Source organism: Bacillus sp. BD59S, assembly GCF_007363175.1.
Lineage (GTDB): Bacteria > Bacillota > Bacilli > Bacillales > Bacillaceae_G > Bacillus_A > Bacillus_A pacificus.
Genome location: NZ_CP034686.1, coordinates 1,797,234 through 1,813,968, shown reverse-complemented (window position 1 = coordinate 1,813,968; position 16,735 = coordinate 1,797,234). Strand labels below are relative to the sequence as shown.

Annotated in this window: 16 protein-coding genes and 2 pseudogenes; 6 read left to right on the top strand and 12 right to left on the bottom strand. The window is 34.2% G+C overall.

Annotated elements, in window-relative coordinates; genetic code table 11:
* Positions 1-84: 84 nt before the first annotated feature.
* From EKQ63_RS11360 to EKQ63_RS11350, 3 genes and pseudogenes are all read right to left on the bottom strand, one after another.
* Positions 85-2,067: a HAMP domain-containing methyl-accepting chemotaxis protein gene (locus EKQ63_RS11360; RefSeq protein WP_143881039.1), complete on the bottom strand. Its 1,983-nt coding sequence runs from the start codon at positions 2,065-2,067 to the stop codon at positions 85-87.
* 203 nt (positions 2,068-2,270) lie between these two features.
* A complete protein-coding gene (gene rsgA, locus EKQ63_RS11355; RefSeq protein WP_142940683.1) occupies positions 2,271-3,320 on the bottom strand; it encodes a ribosome small subunit-dependent GTPase A in 1,050 nt (349 codons plus the stop codon).
* Positions 3,321-3,502: 182 nt separating this feature from the next.
* Positions 3,503-4,029: pseudogene (locus EKQ63_RS11350) on the bottom strand (DinB family protein).
* Positions 4,030-4,225: 196 nt separating this feature from the next.
* Between EKQ63_RS11350 and EKQ63_RS11345 the strand changes: the two are divergent.
* Together EKQ63_RS11345 and EKQ63_RS11340 are read left to right on the top strand one after the other, a co-directional pair.
* Positions 4,226-4,573: a DUF4257 domain-containing protein gene (locus EKQ63_RS11345; RefSeq protein WP_000426313.1), complete on the top strand. Its 348-nt coding sequence runs from the start codon at positions 4,226-4,228 to the stop codon at positions 4,571-4,573.
* 84 nt (positions 4,574-4,657) lie between these two features.
* Positions 4,658-4,882 (top strand): hypothetical protein, encoded by a 225-nt coding sequence (locus EKQ63_RS11340; RefSeq protein WP_000162601.1) that lies wholly within the window; start codon positions 4,658-4,660, stop codon positions 4,880-4,882.
* A gap of 186 nt (positions 4,883-5,068) precedes the next feature.
* Here EKQ63_RS11340 and EKQ63_RS11330 read toward each other — a convergent pair whose 3' ends face one another.
* A complete protein-coding gene (locus tag EKQ63_RS11330) occupies positions 5,069-6,244 on the bottom strand; it encodes an MFS transporter (protein ID WP_087952855.1) in 1,176 nt (391 codons plus the stop codon).
* A 49-nt stretch (positions 6,245-6,293) separates the two neighbouring features.
* Positions 6,294-7,229, bottom strand: a complete 936-nt coding sequence (locus EKQ63_RS11325; protein WP_087952857.1) for an aldo/keto reductase — start codon at positions 7,227-7,229, stop codon at positions 6,294-6,296.
* Positions 7,230-7,336: 107 nt separating this feature from the next.
* On the opposite strand from EKQ63_RS11325, the gene EKQ63_RS11320 reads away from it, so the two are divergent.
* Complete coding sequence (locus tag EKQ63_RS11320; RefSeq protein WP_001259915.1) at positions 7,337-7,645, top strand: ArsR/SmtB family transcription factor; 309 nt, start codon at positions 7,337-7,339, stop codon at positions 7,643-7,645.
* A gap of 39 nt (positions 7,646-7,684) precedes the next feature.
* On the opposite strand, the gene EKQ63_RS11315 is transcribed toward EKQ63_RS11320, so the two are convergent.
* From EKQ63_RS11315 to EKQ63_RS11305, 3 genes are all read right to left on the bottom strand, one after another.
* Positions 7,685-8,635, bottom strand: a complete 951-nt coding sequence (locus tag EKQ63_RS11315) for a serine protease (protein ID WP_001089039.1) — start codon at positions 8,633-8,635, stop codon at positions 7,685-7,687.
* 342 nt (positions 8,636-8,977) lie between these two features.
* Positions 8,978-9,265: an AbrB/MazE/SpoVT family DNA-binding domain-containing protein gene (locus tag EKQ63_RS11310; RefSeq protein ID WP_143881038.1), complete on the bottom strand. Its 288-nt coding sequence runs from the start codon at positions 9,263-9,265 to the stop codon at positions 8,978-8,980.
* Positions 9,266-9,380: 115 nt separating this feature from the next.
* The gene (locus EKQ63_RS11305; protein ID WP_087952859.1) at positions 9,381-11,261 is read right to left on the bottom strand and encodes an FtsX-like permease family protein; all 1,881 of its coding nucleotides are present in this window, start codon (positions 11,259-11,261) and stop codon (positions 9,381-9,383) included.
* A 271-nt stretch (positions 11,262-11,532) separates the two neighbouring features.
* Here EKQ63_RS11305 and nadE point away from each other — a divergent pair, with 271 nt between their 5' ends.
* Positions 11,533-12,351 carry an NAD(+) synthase gene (gene nadE, locus EKQ63_RS11300; RefSeq protein ID WP_000174881.1) on the top strand — a complete coding sequence of 273 codons (819 nt, stop codon included), beginning with the start codon at positions 11,533-11,535 and terminating at the stop codon, positions 12,349-12,351.
* 47 nt (positions 12,352-12,398) lie between these two features.
* Here the strand turns inward: nadE and EKQ63_RS11295 are convergent, their stop codons facing one another.
* The 4 genes from EKQ63_RS11295 to EKQ63_RS11280 form a co-directional block, all read right to left on the bottom strand.
* Positions 12,399-12,860, bottom strand: coding sequence for an NUDIX hydrolase (locus EKQ63_RS11295; RefSeq protein ID WP_087994521.1), 462 nt, complete (start codon positions 12,858-12,860; stop codon positions 12,399-12,401).
* A gap of 31 nt (positions 12,861-12,891) precedes the next feature.
* Positions 12,892-13,089: a DUF4083 domain-containing protein gene (locus EKQ63_RS11290; protein WP_014893815.1), complete on the bottom strand. Its 198-nt coding sequence runs from the start codon at positions 13,087-13,089 to the stop codon at positions 12,892-12,894.
* A gap of 107 nt (positions 13,090-13,196) precedes the next feature.
* Positions 13,197-14,357, bottom strand: coding sequence for a transglutaminase domain-containing protein (locus tag EKQ63_RS11285; RefSeq protein WP_087952863.1), 1,161 nt, complete (start codon positions 14,355-14,357; stop codon positions 13,197-13,199).
* 145 nt (positions 14,358-14,502) lie between these two features.
* On the bottom strand, positions 14,503-15,255 hold the full coding sequence (locus tag EKQ63_RS11280) for a YwqG family protein (RefSeq protein WP_087952865.1): 753 nt from the start codon (positions 15,253-15,255) through the stop codon (positions 14,503-14,505).
* 210 nt (positions 15,256-15,465) lie between these two features.
* On the opposite strand from EKQ63_RS11280, the pseudogene EKQ63_RS30170 reads away from it, so the two are divergent.
* Positions 15,466-15,576 (top strand): annotated as a pseudogene (locus tag EKQ63_RS30170) (YjcZ family sporulation protein); the annotation flags it as partial.
* A gap of 87 nt (positions 15,577-15,663) precedes the next feature.
* A complete protein-coding gene (locus EKQ63_RS11270) occupies positions 15,664-16,629 on the top strand; it encodes a patatin-like phospholipase family protein (protein ID WP_143881037.1) in 966 nt (321 codons plus the stop codon).
* Positions 16,630-16,735 lie beyond the last annotated feature (106 nt).

Here is a 16,735-nt window from a genome sequence, read left to right as displayed (position 1 = left end):
CTCTCCATCCCCATTTACTTTTATATAATAAAAACAGGCAACTCCAAAATAGCATACTACTATTTTGGAGTTGCCTGTCCTCTGCTAAACTTTAAATCTTTCAATTAACCCTTGTAACTCTTCAGCCATTTGAGATAATGTACCAGCCGCAGAACTAATCTCTTCAATGGATGCTAGTTGTTCTTCTGCTGACGCTGCAACGTTTTGGGTACTCGTCGCATTATTCTGTGCCGTCATTGCAATTTGACCTACTGAAATAGATACTTCATTTGCCCCTTTTGACATTCCATTAGCCGTTTCAACCATCGTTTTAATTTGAACTGCAATTTCATTTGTAGATTGTAAAATCTCAGTAAAGTTTTGCTTCGTTTCATTCGCAATTACAAGTCCAGATTGAACTTCTTCATTTACATGCCCCATTGATTTTACCGTCTTACTCATGTCATCTTGTATTTCACTTATTAATTTACTAATTTCACTAGAAGATACGCTAGACTTCTCCGCCAATTTACGTACTTCATCTGCAACGATTGCAAATCCTCTTCCGTGCTCTCCTGCTCTTGCAGCTTCAATTGCCGCATTCAAAGCTAGGAGATTTGTTTGATCTGCAATATTTTCAATTACTTCTAGTATGTCACCAATTTGTTTTGATTTATTATTTAATAACTGTATAACTTCATCTGACTGTGAAACAGATTCTGCAATAGACTGCATTTGATTTACTGTTTTTCCTACTAGTTTTCCACCATCTTCTGCTTTTTCACGAGTATGCGCAGAAGCCGTACTAATTGATGATGAACTATTTGCTACATGCTGAATTCCTTCTGTTACATTAAATAGTAACATTGCACCATTTTCTACACTTGCCGTTTGCGTTGTTGCCCCGCTCGATATTTCATCCATTGCCATTGTAATTTGCTCAGTCGCTTCACTCGCTTGTCTTACACTTGCCGTTAGCTCTTCTGATGCTGCTGCAACATGTCCAGCCGAAGTATTAATTCTTCCGATTAACGTTCGCAATGCATCAGTCATCTCATTAAATCCTTTTGCAAGTTGACCAATTTCATCATTAGAATGAATTTCGATGGTTTGCGTTAGATCTCCCTCACTTATTTCTTTAGAAGTAACAACTAATCTTTTTAATGGCTTCGTTATAGAAAGTGTCACAAAATAAATAAGTGCCCCGCCTATAACTAATGAAATGAACATAACAATTAACATATTATAAAATACAGGCTGCGCAGCTTCAATTACTTCATTTGAGTACATCGTCCCACTGATTTTCCAACCTGTTTTTACATTTGTAGCAAATACCATTTGTTTTTCGCTACCGTCATACGTATATGAAAAAGCGCCATGATTATCTTCATAAATTTTATTTGCCCAAGAATCAGCTGCTTTTTCTCCTGATTTTTCTTGAGGATGCGTAATTATTTTTTGTTTCCCATCTAAAATGAAAGCATATCCTTTTTTACCAATATTGATTAACTTTGTTGTTTTTAATAAATTATCTAAACTTAAATCTACTGCTACAACACCGTTTTTATCTTCTGTTTGTTTTGCAATCGTTACGACAATATGTCCATTGCCTTTCGCCTTATACGGCTCAGTAATTACAATACCACCTTGTTTTGCCACTGCATCTTTATACCAAGAACGTTCTGTTGGATCATAGTCCGCTGCCATTTGTATATTTGGTTCTTGCACAAATTTCTTATCATTTCCAGCAACGTATACTTGTTCAATATCTTTATTTAAATTGATATATTGAGAAAGCATTTTTCTTAATTCATCTTGATTTTCCCCTTGATACATATTCCCTTGAATCACTCGCGCAAAATTATTTATATCATTAAATTTTGCCTCAATCATTTGATTGATTAAATTATCTAATATTTTTATATTGTCGTGAGCACTACTCGTAATTTGTGATTCAAAATTCTTTTTAGCTGTTTGATAAGACATACCTCCGATAATAGAAACAGCCGCAATTAAAATGATGAAAAATGAAATTAGTAGTTTTTTTGCTACTTTCATATCACGAAACCAATTTAATAGTCTACCCATTACAAACCTCCTGCTTTTCAATTTTATAAGGTAAATCTTGTGAATTATAAATATTTCCCATTCCCGAATTATTATTTTCATAACCTATTATGATGAATACTTTGTAAAGTTTAAACAAATAAATTCTATTTGTCTATATATTTGAATAATATTATTATAAAATTTACAAATGTAAAAAACCAAAGGAATATTCCTTTGGTTTCTTACATTTTTTTATGTTGTTTGGAAATCTTCTTCCACTTGTCACGCTCTGCTCTTGCAAGAATAGCATCTTGTTTTCTCATAAAATACGCCAGTTCTCTTTGTAATTTTTTATAGCTTTGCAAACGATTTATCGTAATAATTCCAGTTTCAATTGCATTATGCACTGCGCACCCTGGCTCATTTTCATGTTTACAGTCCCTAAAACGGCATGTTTTTGCTAATTCTTCAATATCAGAAAATGTCGTTTGAATTGCATCGCTTCCTTCCCAAAGCTGCAACTCCCTCATACCCGGAGTATCAATAACTAAACTACCACTCGGTAATCGGAACAATTCACGATGAGTTGTCGTATGCCTTCCTTTACTATCTTCCTCACGAATATCTCCCGTTTTTGCTACTTCAATTCCTATAAGTGCATTTAACAAAGTAGATTTTCCAACCCCGGATGATCCGACTAAAGCAATTGTTTTTCCTGCAGTAACAAATTGCTGCAACGATTCAATGCCAGTATGCTCTAAACTATCAACGACGAAGATTGGAACACCAATTGCCACAGCTTCCGTTTCAACAATTTTCTGTTCCATATCCTCACATAAGCTACTCTTTGTTAAAACAATTACAGGCATTGCACCACTTTCATACGCTAAGAGTAAATAACGTTCCATTCTTCTTACGTTAAAATCATGGTTAAGTGCATTTACTAAAAATAGATAATCTACATTTGCTGCTATTACTTGTTCTTCCGTTCGATTACCAGCCTCTTGTCTAGAAAAAGAGCTTCTTCTTGGAAAAATACGATGAATGATTGCTTTCTTTTCATTCTCTATTTTCTTTATATACACCCAATCACCAACTGCTGGATAATCTCCCTTCGTTACTGCTTCATGCCGAAACTTTCCAGACAGTTCTGCCATATATTCACCATCATTACAAATAATTCGATATATATGCTTATGCTCAAGTAAAATACGCCCTACCTCAAAGTTCTCTACAGCTTGTTCCTCAAAGAAAGAATCCCAGCCGAACAATTCTAAAATATTTTGATTCAAATTTATATCCTCCCTAGTGTAAGCTAAGTGGAAGGATCGTGCGCTCACTTATATAGTATCGCCCTTTCCATCCACCTTTGTATTTGGTTTATGATTCATATAAGTTATTTTCGCCATAATACATCACCCCGTTCTCATTTTAATTACTCTCATTATATGGAATATTTATTTAAAAAGCTACCTTATTTAACGTAATTTTCAAATAATTTATTTTTCATCATTCTAATTTGCCCACGGTGACTAATCTCATCTTCTAGCACGTGAAACCACAAATAGTACTGGTTATGCGCTACACCGTTAGGCCACTTTCTTTCTGACATTAGCCATGCATCATCTTGTTTACTCAAATACTGCAGGGATTCTTCTCGAACACTCTGTAAAAGTTGTACATAATACTTCATTTCATGACCACGGATTGTTCTCCCCACTTCGCCTAAATACAGTGCGTCTTCCCATATTTCTAATTCTTCCTTTGTAAAGTCACGCTCTTCAAATGAAATAAGCTGATGTGCTTTTTCAATAGCTGCAATATGCTTTAATAAAGCTCCGATGAATTCCCTCCACTTGGCATAATTGAATCTAATTGCTCAACTGATAGATTGTTTATTTCCTGTAATGTTACAGCCCTCGTATGCTCCAGCATGCTTACTAATTCCCCTATATTTTTTGTATAACCATCCACACTTCTTATTCGGTAATCTATATTCATATCACGCACCCCTTTCTGTATTCATATTAAGGAATAACAGCTTCATATAATAGACTGAAATATATCAGATTTTTCTGTTATAATTAAATTGAATACGTAATACCCCCAAACAAACTTTCTCAATATGCTTCTATGAAATATTAAAAGGAATCAATATAAAATAATCGAATCTTATTCACTAAAAGGAGTGGATTCGATGGAAATGTATCAATGGCTAACTGCTATACTCGTTGGTGGCATCACCGGTTTCGTTTCCCATCTAATCAATAACCAAGGTAAGTTATTGCTTCCACGCCGTTTGAAGACTTTTTTTCACTTTGGGTTTTTGACTGATATTTTCACTGGTAGTCTAGCTGCACTTCTTGGACTCGTTTTATTTGATGTCACCTTAATAAAAGAAATTATAAAAGTATCCATTGTGACTGCTATTTCCGGTCAGACTTTTTTACTACATCAAGCTCTTGGTGGCGAACAGGCTAAAAATACGCAAATCGGGAAAGCTGATGAGAAGATTCAAGAAATTGACAAATTATTGCGACGTTAGTCTATACTTTTTTTGAAAATTATTGCTATAATAAACAATAAATATTTTCTATTGCGTCGTTTGTCAGAAGAAAGGGTGTTTCGTATGACAAAAAAGAAAATAGAAGATTTCTTAACAGACACTGAAAAAGAGGAACTGCTAGAAAACTATAAATGTTTACGAGAAGCCCGCACAAAAAGCGAAGCTAACTATTTTGGAGAAGCAGTAAACCATCTATTAAATAAAGCTAAACAACGAATTATTAAAGATGCAGGCATACATGATGAAAATGCAGCAACTGTTCAATCAAAGAGAAAAGCACTGTTTTAGTTCATTAGCTAAAACAGTGCTTTTTATTATGTTATTTTTCACATTACTTTCACATCTATTTCACAATTATAAGTAGTCCTATATGTTATACTCAGTATATCCTTTTCCAAGGAGCTATATGCCGATATATGAATCCCTATCTCTATAGGGATTTTTATTTTTGGGCTTTTTTTATTTGTAAAGACTTTATGACGCAATTCCTGTTTCACGATTCTCAGTTAGTCTTTCACTTTTTCTAAACAGAAATAAAGCTAAAATATATAATAACGCAGTAAAACTACCTACAAATATAAAATTGTGAGATGCTGCAAATAACATTCCTGCCATTGCCGCTCCAATCATTTGACCAATATACATAGAAGCATTAGCTAGAGCCGCTCCTGTTCCTCTTGCTACGATAGATATGTTTTGTAAGTGTCTCATCATTAATACAAACAAAATTCCTGTCACAAAAAACAAAATAAAGAATAATAACTCCACAATTATAATGTTGTTTACATGAGGAAGTAATGCATATAGAACTGCTGTAAATATAATTCCACCATAGAATGAAAGGTTATAACCAATTTTATTTACGATTCTATGTCCAAAAATATTACCAGTTAAATTTCCTAATCCTAATACGAGCATAGCTGTTCCTATTTCATCAATTTGTAAGCCAAATTGAATGGAAAGCCATACACCAAAAAATGAAAATGCAGCAAAATTACCAGTTTGAAAAACAAAATATGCAAAATAAGAAAGAGAAACCTTAGAATCTGAAAGTAATTGTTTATAGCGCTTTAAGATATTTGTTTTCTTTTCCCTTATATGAACCGGTTGTATTTCTGGTAATACTCCATAAATAAGAATAACAAGTAGTGCTGATAATATACCAATGATGAAGAATGGTGTTGTATAGTGTATCATTGCTAAATATGATCCAACTGGCAGTCCTAAAATTTGAGAGAGTGACAATCCTGCTGTTGCAATCCCAATTGCCTTTACAATTTGTTCCTTCTCTATAAGCAGTGGAATAGATGCCCACACTTGTGGAGATACAAAGGCTGCACTTACACCTGCTAAAAATCTAAATATTAACATCCATAGAAAACTCGGTGCAATTCCACATAAAAACGTACTTAACGCAAAAAAACTCATTCCTATTACCATCACTTTTTTTCTGTTTAAACTATCTGATATAGGACCAGCGATAAGTGCAAATGCAGCATATCCTAAAGCATATGAACTCACCATCCACCCTGACAACTCAGTTGAAATATGATACACCTGTTGTAATGTGGGTAAAAGTGGTGAAATTAAGAAAGTATCTGTACCGATCATAAACATGATTGTAAAGAATACAGCTAGTACTCTTTTCATTTAAATCTTCTCCTTTTATATAAAAGTAGGGAATTATCCCTCCTTTCAACTAATCTTCTAAAATAGATTCAATCTCTTTCATGACATCTTCATTCAATGAAACTTCCACCGCTCTTACACTTTCTCTTATTTGCTCCGCTCGTTTCCCACCAGGAATAACAGTATCAATTCCTTTTTGGTTTAATAACCATGCTAAAGCTACATGCGATAATTCGAGATCCTTTTCTTTAGCTATGTCTTTTAACTTTTCAACTTTCTTAAAGTTGCTCTTATATGTATTCTCTTCAAATAGATTTACACTTTGACGCCAATCTCCTTTATTCAATTTAAAATCTTCTGTATATTTACCGCCTAGTATCCCAAAAGCAAGAGGCCCGTAAGGAATAAATGAAATACCTGATTCTATACAATATGGCAAAAGTTCTTGCCCAGCAGTACGATCTAACATATTATACGGTGATTGTACAACATCTATGTGTCCATGCTGATTCGCTTCTTTTAATTGCTCTACGTTTACGTTAGATATGCCAATTGAACGAATTTTCCCTTCTTCTTTTAGGCGAGTAAGTTCTCCAATTGAATCTATGTAACTTGTTTCTGGATTTGTAAAATGTAAATAATATAAATCAATATAATCAGTTTGCAATCTTCTTAAGCTATTTTCCACAGCATTTCTTAAATAGCTTGGTTCATTATTCATATAAACCTCTCCATTTAATAAGGGCTGTATTCCACCTTTTGTAGCAAGTACAACTTCATGACGTTTTCCCTTCAATACTTCCCCTACCAATTCTTCTGATCTGCCGAAACCGTATGAATCTGCTGTATCAATAAAGGTAATCCCTTGCCCCATAGCTTCTTCTATTAATTGTTTTCCTTCTCCCTCATTCACATCAGCATATAAATTATGTCCCCCCACAGCGTTTGTTCCTAACCCCAATTTTGAAATATGTAGTCCTGCCTTTTGCAATTTTGTATACTTCATTTTTTCTCCCCCTATATTTCTATTGTTCGAATATATTAGAACAATAGAAATATACCACTTTATATGTTATAGTGCAAATATATTAACTTATACAAGCAGGTGAAAAAATGCGTACTCTCTATCATCCAAATCGAGAAGAAATTCAATTCTCTTCTGTTCTATATGCACTTAGCGATCAAATTCGTTTACAAATTGTAACTATGCTACTAGAAAAAAACGAACAATCTTGTGGCGCGTTAAACATCCCAATCGCGAAATCAACTTTATCACACCATTTCAAAGTTTTACGTGAATCCGGTGTTATGTATACACGCCTTGAAGGAACTCAACGTTTCATTTCAATTCGTGAAGATGACTTAAATGCTAGATTCCCCGGTTTATTAGATGTCATAATACATGCGACAGAACCATACTAAAAAACATCTCATAAAATTATGAGATGTTTTTTGTATGTTCTATTCTTTTAATAAATCTAATAAACCATTCCCTTCAGATGTACGTTCATATCCTAAAGGTACAGTTCTTTTAATAAGTTGTGCATATATTTCTGGTTCTGATAACTTTCTACCATATTCCCTTTCACACTGCTTTATGAGCAATGCCAGCGCTCCAGCGACATGCGGTGTGGCCATAGAAGTTCCACTTAATACCGCATATTTCCCCTCAGGATACGTAGATAATATTCCATCGCCTGGTGCCACTAAATCAATTTCTTGATTTGAATTACTAAAACATGCGATTTTCCGCTCTAAATTGACGGCACCGACTTCAATTACTTCTGAGTATGCACCTGGGAAATCTAGTTCCTCCGTATTATCATTACAATCTCCATTATTCCCAGCAGCACATACGACGAGAACATCTTGCTTTACCGCATTTTGAATTGCCTCATGTAATTCTGGAACGTCTTGTGGGCCACCAAGTGACATGGAAATGACTCTAACTCTTTCTTTATTAGGTCCTCTCCAATTTACAGCATAATGAATTGCCTCAATAATTTGCTCATAACTTCCAGAACCATCTCCTGCTAAAACCTTTAACACTAACATTTTAGCGAGTGGTGCGACCCCTAAAACACCTACACCATTTTCAGTCGCTGCAATTGTCCCAGCTACATGAGTACCGTGTCCGTTATTATCAAGATATATATTTGGATCCCCTTCGTAATCTTTCGTGAAATTTCTTCCACCGATAATACGATCCTTTAAATCTATATGATTCATATCACACCCTGTATCTAATACGGCAACAACAATATCTTTTCCTTTCGCACTCTTCTCCCATACTTGCGGAGCATGAATGAGTTGCACACCTGGCGGAATTTCATTTACTTGTTCAACCACCTTATCTACTGTAAAAGGAATTAATTGTATACCTTTTTGTTTATTCGCTGTACTACTATTCATCGTAATCCCTCCTGAAAATATATTATTTTCATTTCAGACCACTTTTGAAAACACTTATATGTAACATTCGTTTTATGTGTTTCGTTTTCCTTTCTTAAAAATATTTCTCAATAAGGCTTACAAATTTTATACTACTCTTTTATCCCGCTTTAATGGGCAGCCCGATTGGTGAGGGCTGATAATCAGTGGGGGATAAAGCCCCCCACTGATTAAAGTTTCACTTTATTTATCTCGTAATTTTTAGACACGAAAAATTACGAGATAAATAAAAGGACCAATTGAATGGTCCTTTTATAGTTTTTAAAGAATGATATGGAATTTTAAAAATAATTTGAATCAAGACTAAACCTCACTCTTGTTTAAAAACTTTTCTATTTCTTTTATTAAATATTTCGCTCCATCTATACTAACAGTAATGTTTCCATTTGCTAATGATATGTTTCGATTTGAAACATCACCTGTTATTTGACAAGCATTGTAAGGTTGATATTTTTGTAAAATGACTTTATCTTCTTCTACGAAAATTTCAAGTGGTGATTTGATTTGTATTCCCAATACATCACGTAATTCTTTAGGAATAACAATTCGTCCTAATTCGTCTACTTTTCGAATAACTCCTGTTGCTTTCATATTACTCCCCCCCTTACTTTTATTAATTTTTCCACCTCGCTTTTTCCATTTTATCACTTTTTGGTAATACTTGCCTCTTTTTAGAAAATTTTGTACTCAAGTTAAAAAAACACATTTAACGAATACGTAATCTCTCTTTCAATTGTTTTAAATAACGAGATCGAATCAGTAAGAAGTATACAACTTGAATTCCTATGAAAATACTTAATACAATGGCATTTTCTTTAAATAGTGAGTACTCAAACATTTGTCCGAGTGCAGTTAACGCTACTGCCCCGTGTAATGTTGCAACACATATTGGAACAAAGAATAAAAGTCCCAATCGGATTGTAACTACTTTCGATAATTCCCCGCTCGTTAAGCCTACTTTTCGAATCATTTCAAACAAACGAGTATCATCCTCTAAGTCAGAAAACAAACGGAAATAAAGGAAGCTTCCTGCACATACGAAAAATACAATACCAATAAAGAAACCTACAAATAGAATTGGTCCTGCAATTTGTAAACTTTGGTTTTGTTCGTACTCTTCTGCACTAAACGTTGTATGTTCTTCATAAGGCTTCATCTGATGCGTTAGTTCTTTACCAACCTCAATTTCATCTTTCTTTCCTTCTGTTTTGTACACATAATCTTTTTCCTCTTTAAATCCATCTTGTAATGCATCATACTGATTGTTAGAGATTACATAAATGTTACCTCTTATTATTTTACTTAATGAAGAAGTATTAACTTTTTTCACTTTTAATCGTTCATTCAAATGCGGTAACGTAATTTCTTTTCTTTCTTTCATCGGTGGTCCTGGTATATCAACTGTCAAAAATAAAACTTCTTTTTTTGATACCGCATGAAAAGGTTCTCCTGTTAACTTCGCATATTCCTTATAGTCTGATTCCTTTATAAACGTGGCGCTTCTTAACGACTGCTCCTCCGTTTTCTTCGTTGAAATATTAGTTTTTGAAGCTGCTATACTATGTTTCTTTAACCCTTCGTCAATCATCTTCAAATGCTGTGATTCATTACTATTTCCTTGCTTAGAATGATAGTGAAACGCAATTGGTCTCTCCATAATCGCCTTTGTCATTGATGTAAAGCCAACTAATGTACCTATTGCTGAAAATGCTACAGTTGAAATGATGGTTACAATAAAGAACATTCTTGCGTTATCTCTCATACGGTAAGCTAAATCTGACAACGTAATAATATTTGTCTGTGTCCAATAGAAACGTTTACTTTTTTTACATAGTCTAATAATAAAGACACTCAACTGCTTATACAGCAAATACGTACCAATAATGACTACCGTTGTAACAGGAATCATCATGATAAATACCATTGCACCGTGTGACATAAGTGCTCCTGCATATCCCGCACTAAGCAATATGACTGCTAATATAGAAGAAATAATGGATGCTTTCGGTTCCGGCTTCGCTTCTGCCGATCCTCTAAACAATTTCATAATTTTATTTTTTCGAATCATTCCTGCACTAAACAATGAAATGATCATAAATAATACAAAAAACATAATACTCGTTACAACAATGGCTTTCATTGGAATGTAATAAGGTAAGGAAATATCTAACTTTAATATCATGGGAGCTACAAATAGTAATACTCCAGAAAATAACATTCCTGCTAGAATTCCAAAAATAATTGCTCCTATCCCAATCATAATATTTTCAAAAAAGATAAGACGCTTTAATTGATATTTCGTCATACCTAACATCATTAAAATTCCTAGTTCACGCTTTCTCGTTTTTAAAAACATTCCCATCGAATATAAAATAAAGAAAAATGTAAATAAGTAAATAATGGACTGTGCAAAAGACATACTTACGAACACGTACTTGCCTAATTGTCCAGCACTTAATGCCGGATGAAACGCAAAAAATGAATACACAAAAAAGGCCATAATAGCAAATGCACTACTTAAAAAATATGCTGAATATGTTCGTCTATTTCGCGTCACATTCCGATATGCGAGTTCTCTAATATTCATATTACTTCTCCGCCCTTCTACTAACTATGTTCTTATATTAGTAAAGTACGGAAATACCTTCCATCGATTCAAATGACAAAAACCTTACATTATTGAAAGGTTTCAAAAAAATTGCTTAAATGAAACACTTTCATTATAATGACTACATTCATATTCATACACACATCCTATTGTATATTCGTTAATTTTGCGAAATAATAAAGGATAGAAGTATGTACCAATATACATATAAACTTATTTACCGCTTTAATATGAATAGGAGGAAAACATAATGACATTGCAAGAACAGATTATGAAAGCATTACACGTTCAACCTGTAATTGATCCGAAAGCAGAAATCCGTAAACGTGTTGATTTCTTAAAAGATTATGTAAAAAAAACAGGTGCGAAAGGATTTGTACTTGGAATTAGTGGCGGACAAGACTCTACATTAGCTGGACGTTTAGCTCAGCTTGCAGTGGAGGAAATTCGTAATGAAGGTGGTAACGCAACGTTTATCGCCGTGCGCCTTCCTTATAAAGTGCAAAAAGACGAAGACGATGCACAATTAGCATTACAATTTATTCAAGCTGATCAATCTGTTGCATTTGATATCGCGTCAACAGTTGATGCTTTCTCAAATCAATACGAAAACTTATTAGGTGAATCATTAACAGATTTCAATAAAGGTAACGTGAAAGCACGTATCCGCATGGTTACACAATATGCAATCGGTGGACAAAACGGTCTCCTTGTTATCGGAACAGATCACGCCGCAGAAGCTGTCACAGGATTCTTTACAAAATTCGGAGATGGTGGTGCAGACCTATTACCATTAACGGGACTAACGAAACGTCAAGGACGTGCCTTATTACAAGAATTAGGTGCGGATGAGCGACTTTACTTAAAAATGCCAACAGCTGATTTATTAGATGAAAAACCAGGTCAAGCTGATGAAACAGAGTTAGGTATTACGTACGATCAACTTGATGACTATTTAGAAGGTAAAGCAGTTCCAACTGACGTTGCAGAAAAAATTGAAAAACGTTACACAGTGAGCGAACATAAGAGACAAGTTCCAGCATCTATGTTTGATGATTGGTGGAAGTAAGTAAAACATAAAAAGAAGCTAATCTCATTTAGCTTCTTTTTTATATGTTAACGATATACCCCTACTCTTTTCTCCAATAAATCTTGCAGGCAATCTTCATGCTGTTTACAAAACAACGGTGGTATGTCGTTCAACGGGAAAAACTTCAAATCCAACGTTTCATTACCATCTACTTTTTTGTCGCCTCCAACTATTGAGAATGAAAAGAACATTGTAATTGACTGTGCCTTGTCTCCATTTGGATACGATTGAAAATATTTTGTATACACTCCAATAAGCTCATTTATTTCTACATCATACCCGGTTTCTTCTTTTATTTCTCGAATTGCAGTTTCCGCAGCCGATTCTCCTATCTCCATTGCGCCACCTGGAAAGCCCCAAGCGTTAAAGTCTCCTCTTTTTTGCAGTAATACTTCTCCTTCTTTATTAAATACACAACCACCGGCAAAGTTTAAGAAAACATAATCATGTCCTACCTTTTCACGTAATTCTTTTATATAATTAGCCATTCTCTTTCCCCTTTTCATACTTCTTCTATCACTATTTCTTATCTTTTTCAAGCAATTCAATAATTCGATCTAGCTTCTGGTTCATATTAATCGCGTGGTGTTTCTTTGCAGCACTGCTTTGTAATACTCTTCTAATAAACAAAGTAAATGATATGAAAAACAAAACGATAAGTCCGATTACTAAACAAGTATATATCAATGTAAATATATTACTTTCGAAGAAGTTCATTCAGCATTCACATCCTCTCCTTGTTATTTTATCACATAATTCCCAATATTTTAAAGTGATAAACAAATATAAAAAGAGCACCTTTTACAGATGCTCTTTTTCATTGCTTAATACGTAAATGTAATTGTCGCTAATGAATAATCTGCCATCGCACTATAAGGTGCTACTTGATAAGATACACGCTTTGCACCTTTTGGCCAATTTATTTCATTTAACACTTTCTTTATATCTTGCATTGTTCCATCCATAGATTGCTTATATCGTACTTCTACCTTTTCTGGCTTAGAAGCGAATTGTTGCTGTAGTTTTTTCTTAAATTCACTGTAATTTTCTGCCCCGTATTGTGCAGATAAGTATTTTAAATTTGTTTCTTTTAACATTTGTTCATATGCAGCAGTTTTTGGACTACCCGTTTTTATTTTGTTTGTTAATTCCCCAAAGTAACTTGTAGTTGCTGCTGGATATTTACTACGATCCCAGTCGTGATCTTTACTTAATTGTTCATCAGACATATTAAAATATGAATATGTTACACGCCCAGCTTTATCCGGTACCGGATCATCGAATGTAGTATCAAGATGATACCATTTGTTTTCAATGTTTACTAAATTCCATGCGTGAGCTTGTCCATTTCCTGTACCTGTTACAATATGGTTTTGGATACCCGCTTCTTTTAGCAATTCATATGTTAATAACGTATATCCTTGGCAAACGGCAGAACGATTCGCTAACGCTTCATATGCTGTATATGCTCCATAAGACGTATCATACGATACATGTTTTACAACGTAATCATGAATAGCTTTTACTTTCTCATGCTCATCCATTCCTGGTTTTACAATCGAGCCTATAATCGCTTTCGCCTGGGATTTTACATATTGTGTTTGCTCTTTTGATTCACGGTACTTAACTTGCAGTGTAAACGTATAGTTTCCTGGTAGCCCTTTAATAGAATATTTAGTAGAGGCTACATTATATTTTACATACTCGTCTACATCTACAATTTTATTAAACTCGCCATACAATTGGTCCATCACATTTCTAGCATTTCTATCTTTCGTTTTATATGTGATTGTAATATTTTCTTCTCGATTATCAACCTGTTTTTTTAATTCTTTTCTAAAATCATTTAACAACTTTGCATCTGATTGTGATGTCGCTACAGTTGAATTCGTAGCTGCATAAGATACAGATGAAGCCTGTAAGCCTCCCATTACTATCGTTGAACAAAGTGCGGCAGCTGTCACATACTTACTTGTCTTTCCCATCATGTCACTCCTTACATTCTATAACTATACGAAAAAGTATCGTATAGTTTCAGAGTATACAATACTTTTTCGTATAGGTCATATGAGATTATGCATATTTAACATTGTAAAAAGGCTGTTCTTTTTATAAGAACAACCTTCTTCCTTAACAAGTTTGTAATACACAACATGCATTTTCAAAACGTCGATTTTTCAAGTCTTCATTTCCAATGCAGAAATAAAGCATCCCTAAATCTCCCCACATCATATTACAATTTTTAGTATCTGAGTCAATTTGGAATAAAAGCGTTATTTGCTGTGGGTCTATTTCCATATACTGTCCAGTTTCGTACAATACCTCATCTTGTACAGAAAATGGCTCACCAAATATTTGATGGTTATCGTAGTTATCTGGGATTAGCTCTTCAAGTAATTGTAAGAAACGATCTGAATCATCCTCATCTTCAATGAAAAGCTCTGGCAATTTATATGTCAGTTCAAAAGTAGTCGCACACTGGTTATAATTCGTTTGCAATTCATCCGCTCTCCGTAATTGCTCAACAGGAACATCATAATAAAGCACACGTCCCGCTTCGGTTGGATTCACATCTTCTTCAAAGTAATTTTCAACGCTAAAGAAATATAACATCCCTGTCTTAGGAAGATCATGAACCATACCAACATTTTGTAAATCCTTTAAATTAAATTGTGCAATAAACTGTAACGGATTTCCTTTATGCGTTGGATATTCAAATGTAAATGGCAAGTCAGGAACCCCTCCCATTTTCGAACTACCTATCGCTACTGTTTCCTCCTGCTTTGGCACAACTTTTATACAAGGAAATACAGTATTCATAAGTTCCTCTTTTAAATGCGTCAGCCCATATTTATCAATTAATACTTCAATTTGTTTATTCATACATTCTCCTTATATTTACATACTTATTTGTATCATCGCACAAAAATTATACTCCATTCTTTATAAAAACAACAAGCCTCCAAAAAACGGGCTCTTCCTTCATACGCGAACAAGTTTAAAAAAGCATAGTATACATTGTTCCTACAAACACGATAGTTCATTATTTCTTCCAGTACATTTTCCCCTCGTTCATTTTTATTTTTAATATAAGGAGGTAGTTGTGGTGGATGTGGTTATGGAGGTTTCGCTTTATTAATCGTTTTATTCATCCTTCTAATCATCATCGGAGCTAGCTGTTGGGGCGGCTTTGTAGGCTGCTAGTAAATTTAAAAACTATTGTAAAAAAGCACGTACTATACGTGCTTTTTTTCCATTTTCAAATTTTTCACGTGAAAGGAAGTATGATTTATGAAGATTGATGGTGTTTTTGAAGGAGGCGGTGTACGCGGAATTGCGCATGTAGGGGCAATTTGCGCGTTAGCTGAAAAAGGCTATGAATGGGAACGTGTAGCTGGAACATCAGCTGGTTCGATTATCGCTGCGCTCCTAGCAGCAGGATACTCTTGCTCAGAGCTAAAAACGATTATAACAGATATTGATTATAATAAATTTACGAAGAGAACCTTTATTGACAGAATCCCATTTATCGGAAAAGGATTAAGCGCATGGACTACTCTTGGTATTTACTCTAATATTTTTATCGAAGAATGGATTGAAGAATTACTTCGAAAAAAAGGAGTTCACTTATTTACAGATTTACCTGATCTAAACAAGCTTAAAATTATTGCTTCTGATATAAGTAATGGTAAAATGGTTATCTTTCCTGATGACTTACCGAACTACGGATTTTTAAATTATCGCTTCTCTATTGCTAAAGCTGTAAGAATGAGTAGTACAATCCCCTTCTTTTTTGAACCAGTAAAATGGAGAACCCCTAAATGGAAGCAACCTTGTTATATGGTTGATGGAGGGATTTTAAGCAATTATCCGATTTGGATTTTCGACTCACCTACCTCTCCTCGCTGGCCGACTTTTGGATTTCATTTCGTAAAAGATGCGATCCAAGCTGATCCTGCCCACTATAATGAGCCTATCTCCATGTTCAAAGGACTATTTAAAACGATGATGCAAGCCCATGATTTACGTCATTTAGACAAAGAATCTAAAGCAAGAACAATTACAATTCCAACAGGGGCCATTACTAGTACAAACTTTGAGTTAACAAAGGAAGAGAAAGATTGGCTTTACAATTCTGGTTATAATGCCGCAAATAAGTTTTTACAATCGTGGAACTTCAGACAATATATTGATAAATATAGAAACGGAAATCAGGACCGAAAAACGAATCGTTATTTCCGTCAACTTGACTCATAACACTATTATTTTTCATACGAGAACACGTAACGCTTTCAAAAAAAATAAGCCTAGTAATATTATATATATTACTAGGCTTATTTACTTCCTGTATAATTTATTATAC

What these genes read in the sequence shown, in the direction of transcription:
- EKQ63_RS11360 (WP_143881039.1), bottom strand. Translation starts at nt 2,067, where the DNA reads ATGGGTAGACTATTAAATTGGTTTCGTGATATGAAAGTAGCAAAAAAA.
- EKQ63_RS11345 (WP_000426313.1), top strand. Translation starts at nt 4,226, where the DNA reads ATGGAAATGTATCAATGGCTAACTGCTATACTCGTTGGTGGCATCACC.
- EKQ63_RS11340 (WP_000162601.1), top strand. Translation starts at nt 4,658, where the DNA reads ATGACAAAAAAGAAAATAGAAGATTTCTTAACAGACACTGAAAAAGAG.
- EKQ63_RS11330 (WP_087952855.1), bottom strand. Translation starts at nt 6,244, where the DNA reads ATGAAAAGAGTACTAGCTGTATTCTTTACAATCATGTTTATGATCGGT.
- EKQ63_RS11325 (WP_087952857.1), bottom strand. Translation starts at nt 7,229, where the DNA reads ATGAAGTATACAAAATTGCAAAAGGCAGGACTACATATTTCAAAATTG.
- EKQ63_RS11320 (WP_001259915.1), top strand. Translation starts at nt 7,337, where the DNA reads ATGCGTACTCTCTATCATCCAAATCGAGAAGAAATTCAATTCTCTTCT.
- EKQ63_RS11315 (WP_001089039.1), bottom strand. Translation starts at nt 8,635, where the DNA reads ATGAATAGTAGTACAGCGAATAAACAAAAAGGTATACAATTAATTCCT.
- EKQ63_RS11310 (WP_143881038.1), bottom strand. Translation starts at nt 9,265, where the DNA reads ATGAAAGCAACAGGAGTTATTCGAAAAGTAGACGAATTAGGACGAATT.
- EKQ63_RS11305 (WP_087952859.1), bottom strand. Translation starts at nt 11,261, where the DNA reads ATGAATATTAGAGAACTCGCATATCGGAATGTGACGCGAAATAGACGA.
- nadE (WP_000174881.1), top strand. Translation starts at nt 11,533, where the DNA reads ATGACATTGCAAGAACAGATTATGAAAGCATTACACGTTCAACCTGTA.
- EKQ63_RS11295 (WP_087994521.1), bottom strand. Translation starts at nt 12,860, where the DNA reads ATGGCTAATTATATAAAAGAATTACGTGAAAAGGTAGGACATGATTAT.
- EKQ63_RS11290 (WP_014893815.1), bottom strand. Translation starts at nt 13,089, where the DNA reads ATGAACTTCTTCGAAAGTAATATATTTACATTGATATATACTTGTTTA.
- EKQ63_RS11285 (WP_087952863.1), bottom strand. Translation starts at nt 14,357, where the DNA reads ATGGGAAAGACAAGTAAGTATGTGACAGCTGCCGCACTTTGTTCAACG.
- EKQ63_RS11280 (WP_087952865.1), bottom strand. Translation starts at nt 15,255, where the DNA reads ATGAATAAACAAATTGAAGTATTAATTGATAAATATGGGCTGACGCAT.
- EKQ63_RS11270 (WP_143881037.1), top strand. Translation starts at nt 15,664, where the DNA reads ATGAAGATTGATGGTGTTTTTGAAGGAGGCGGTGTACGCGGAATTGCG.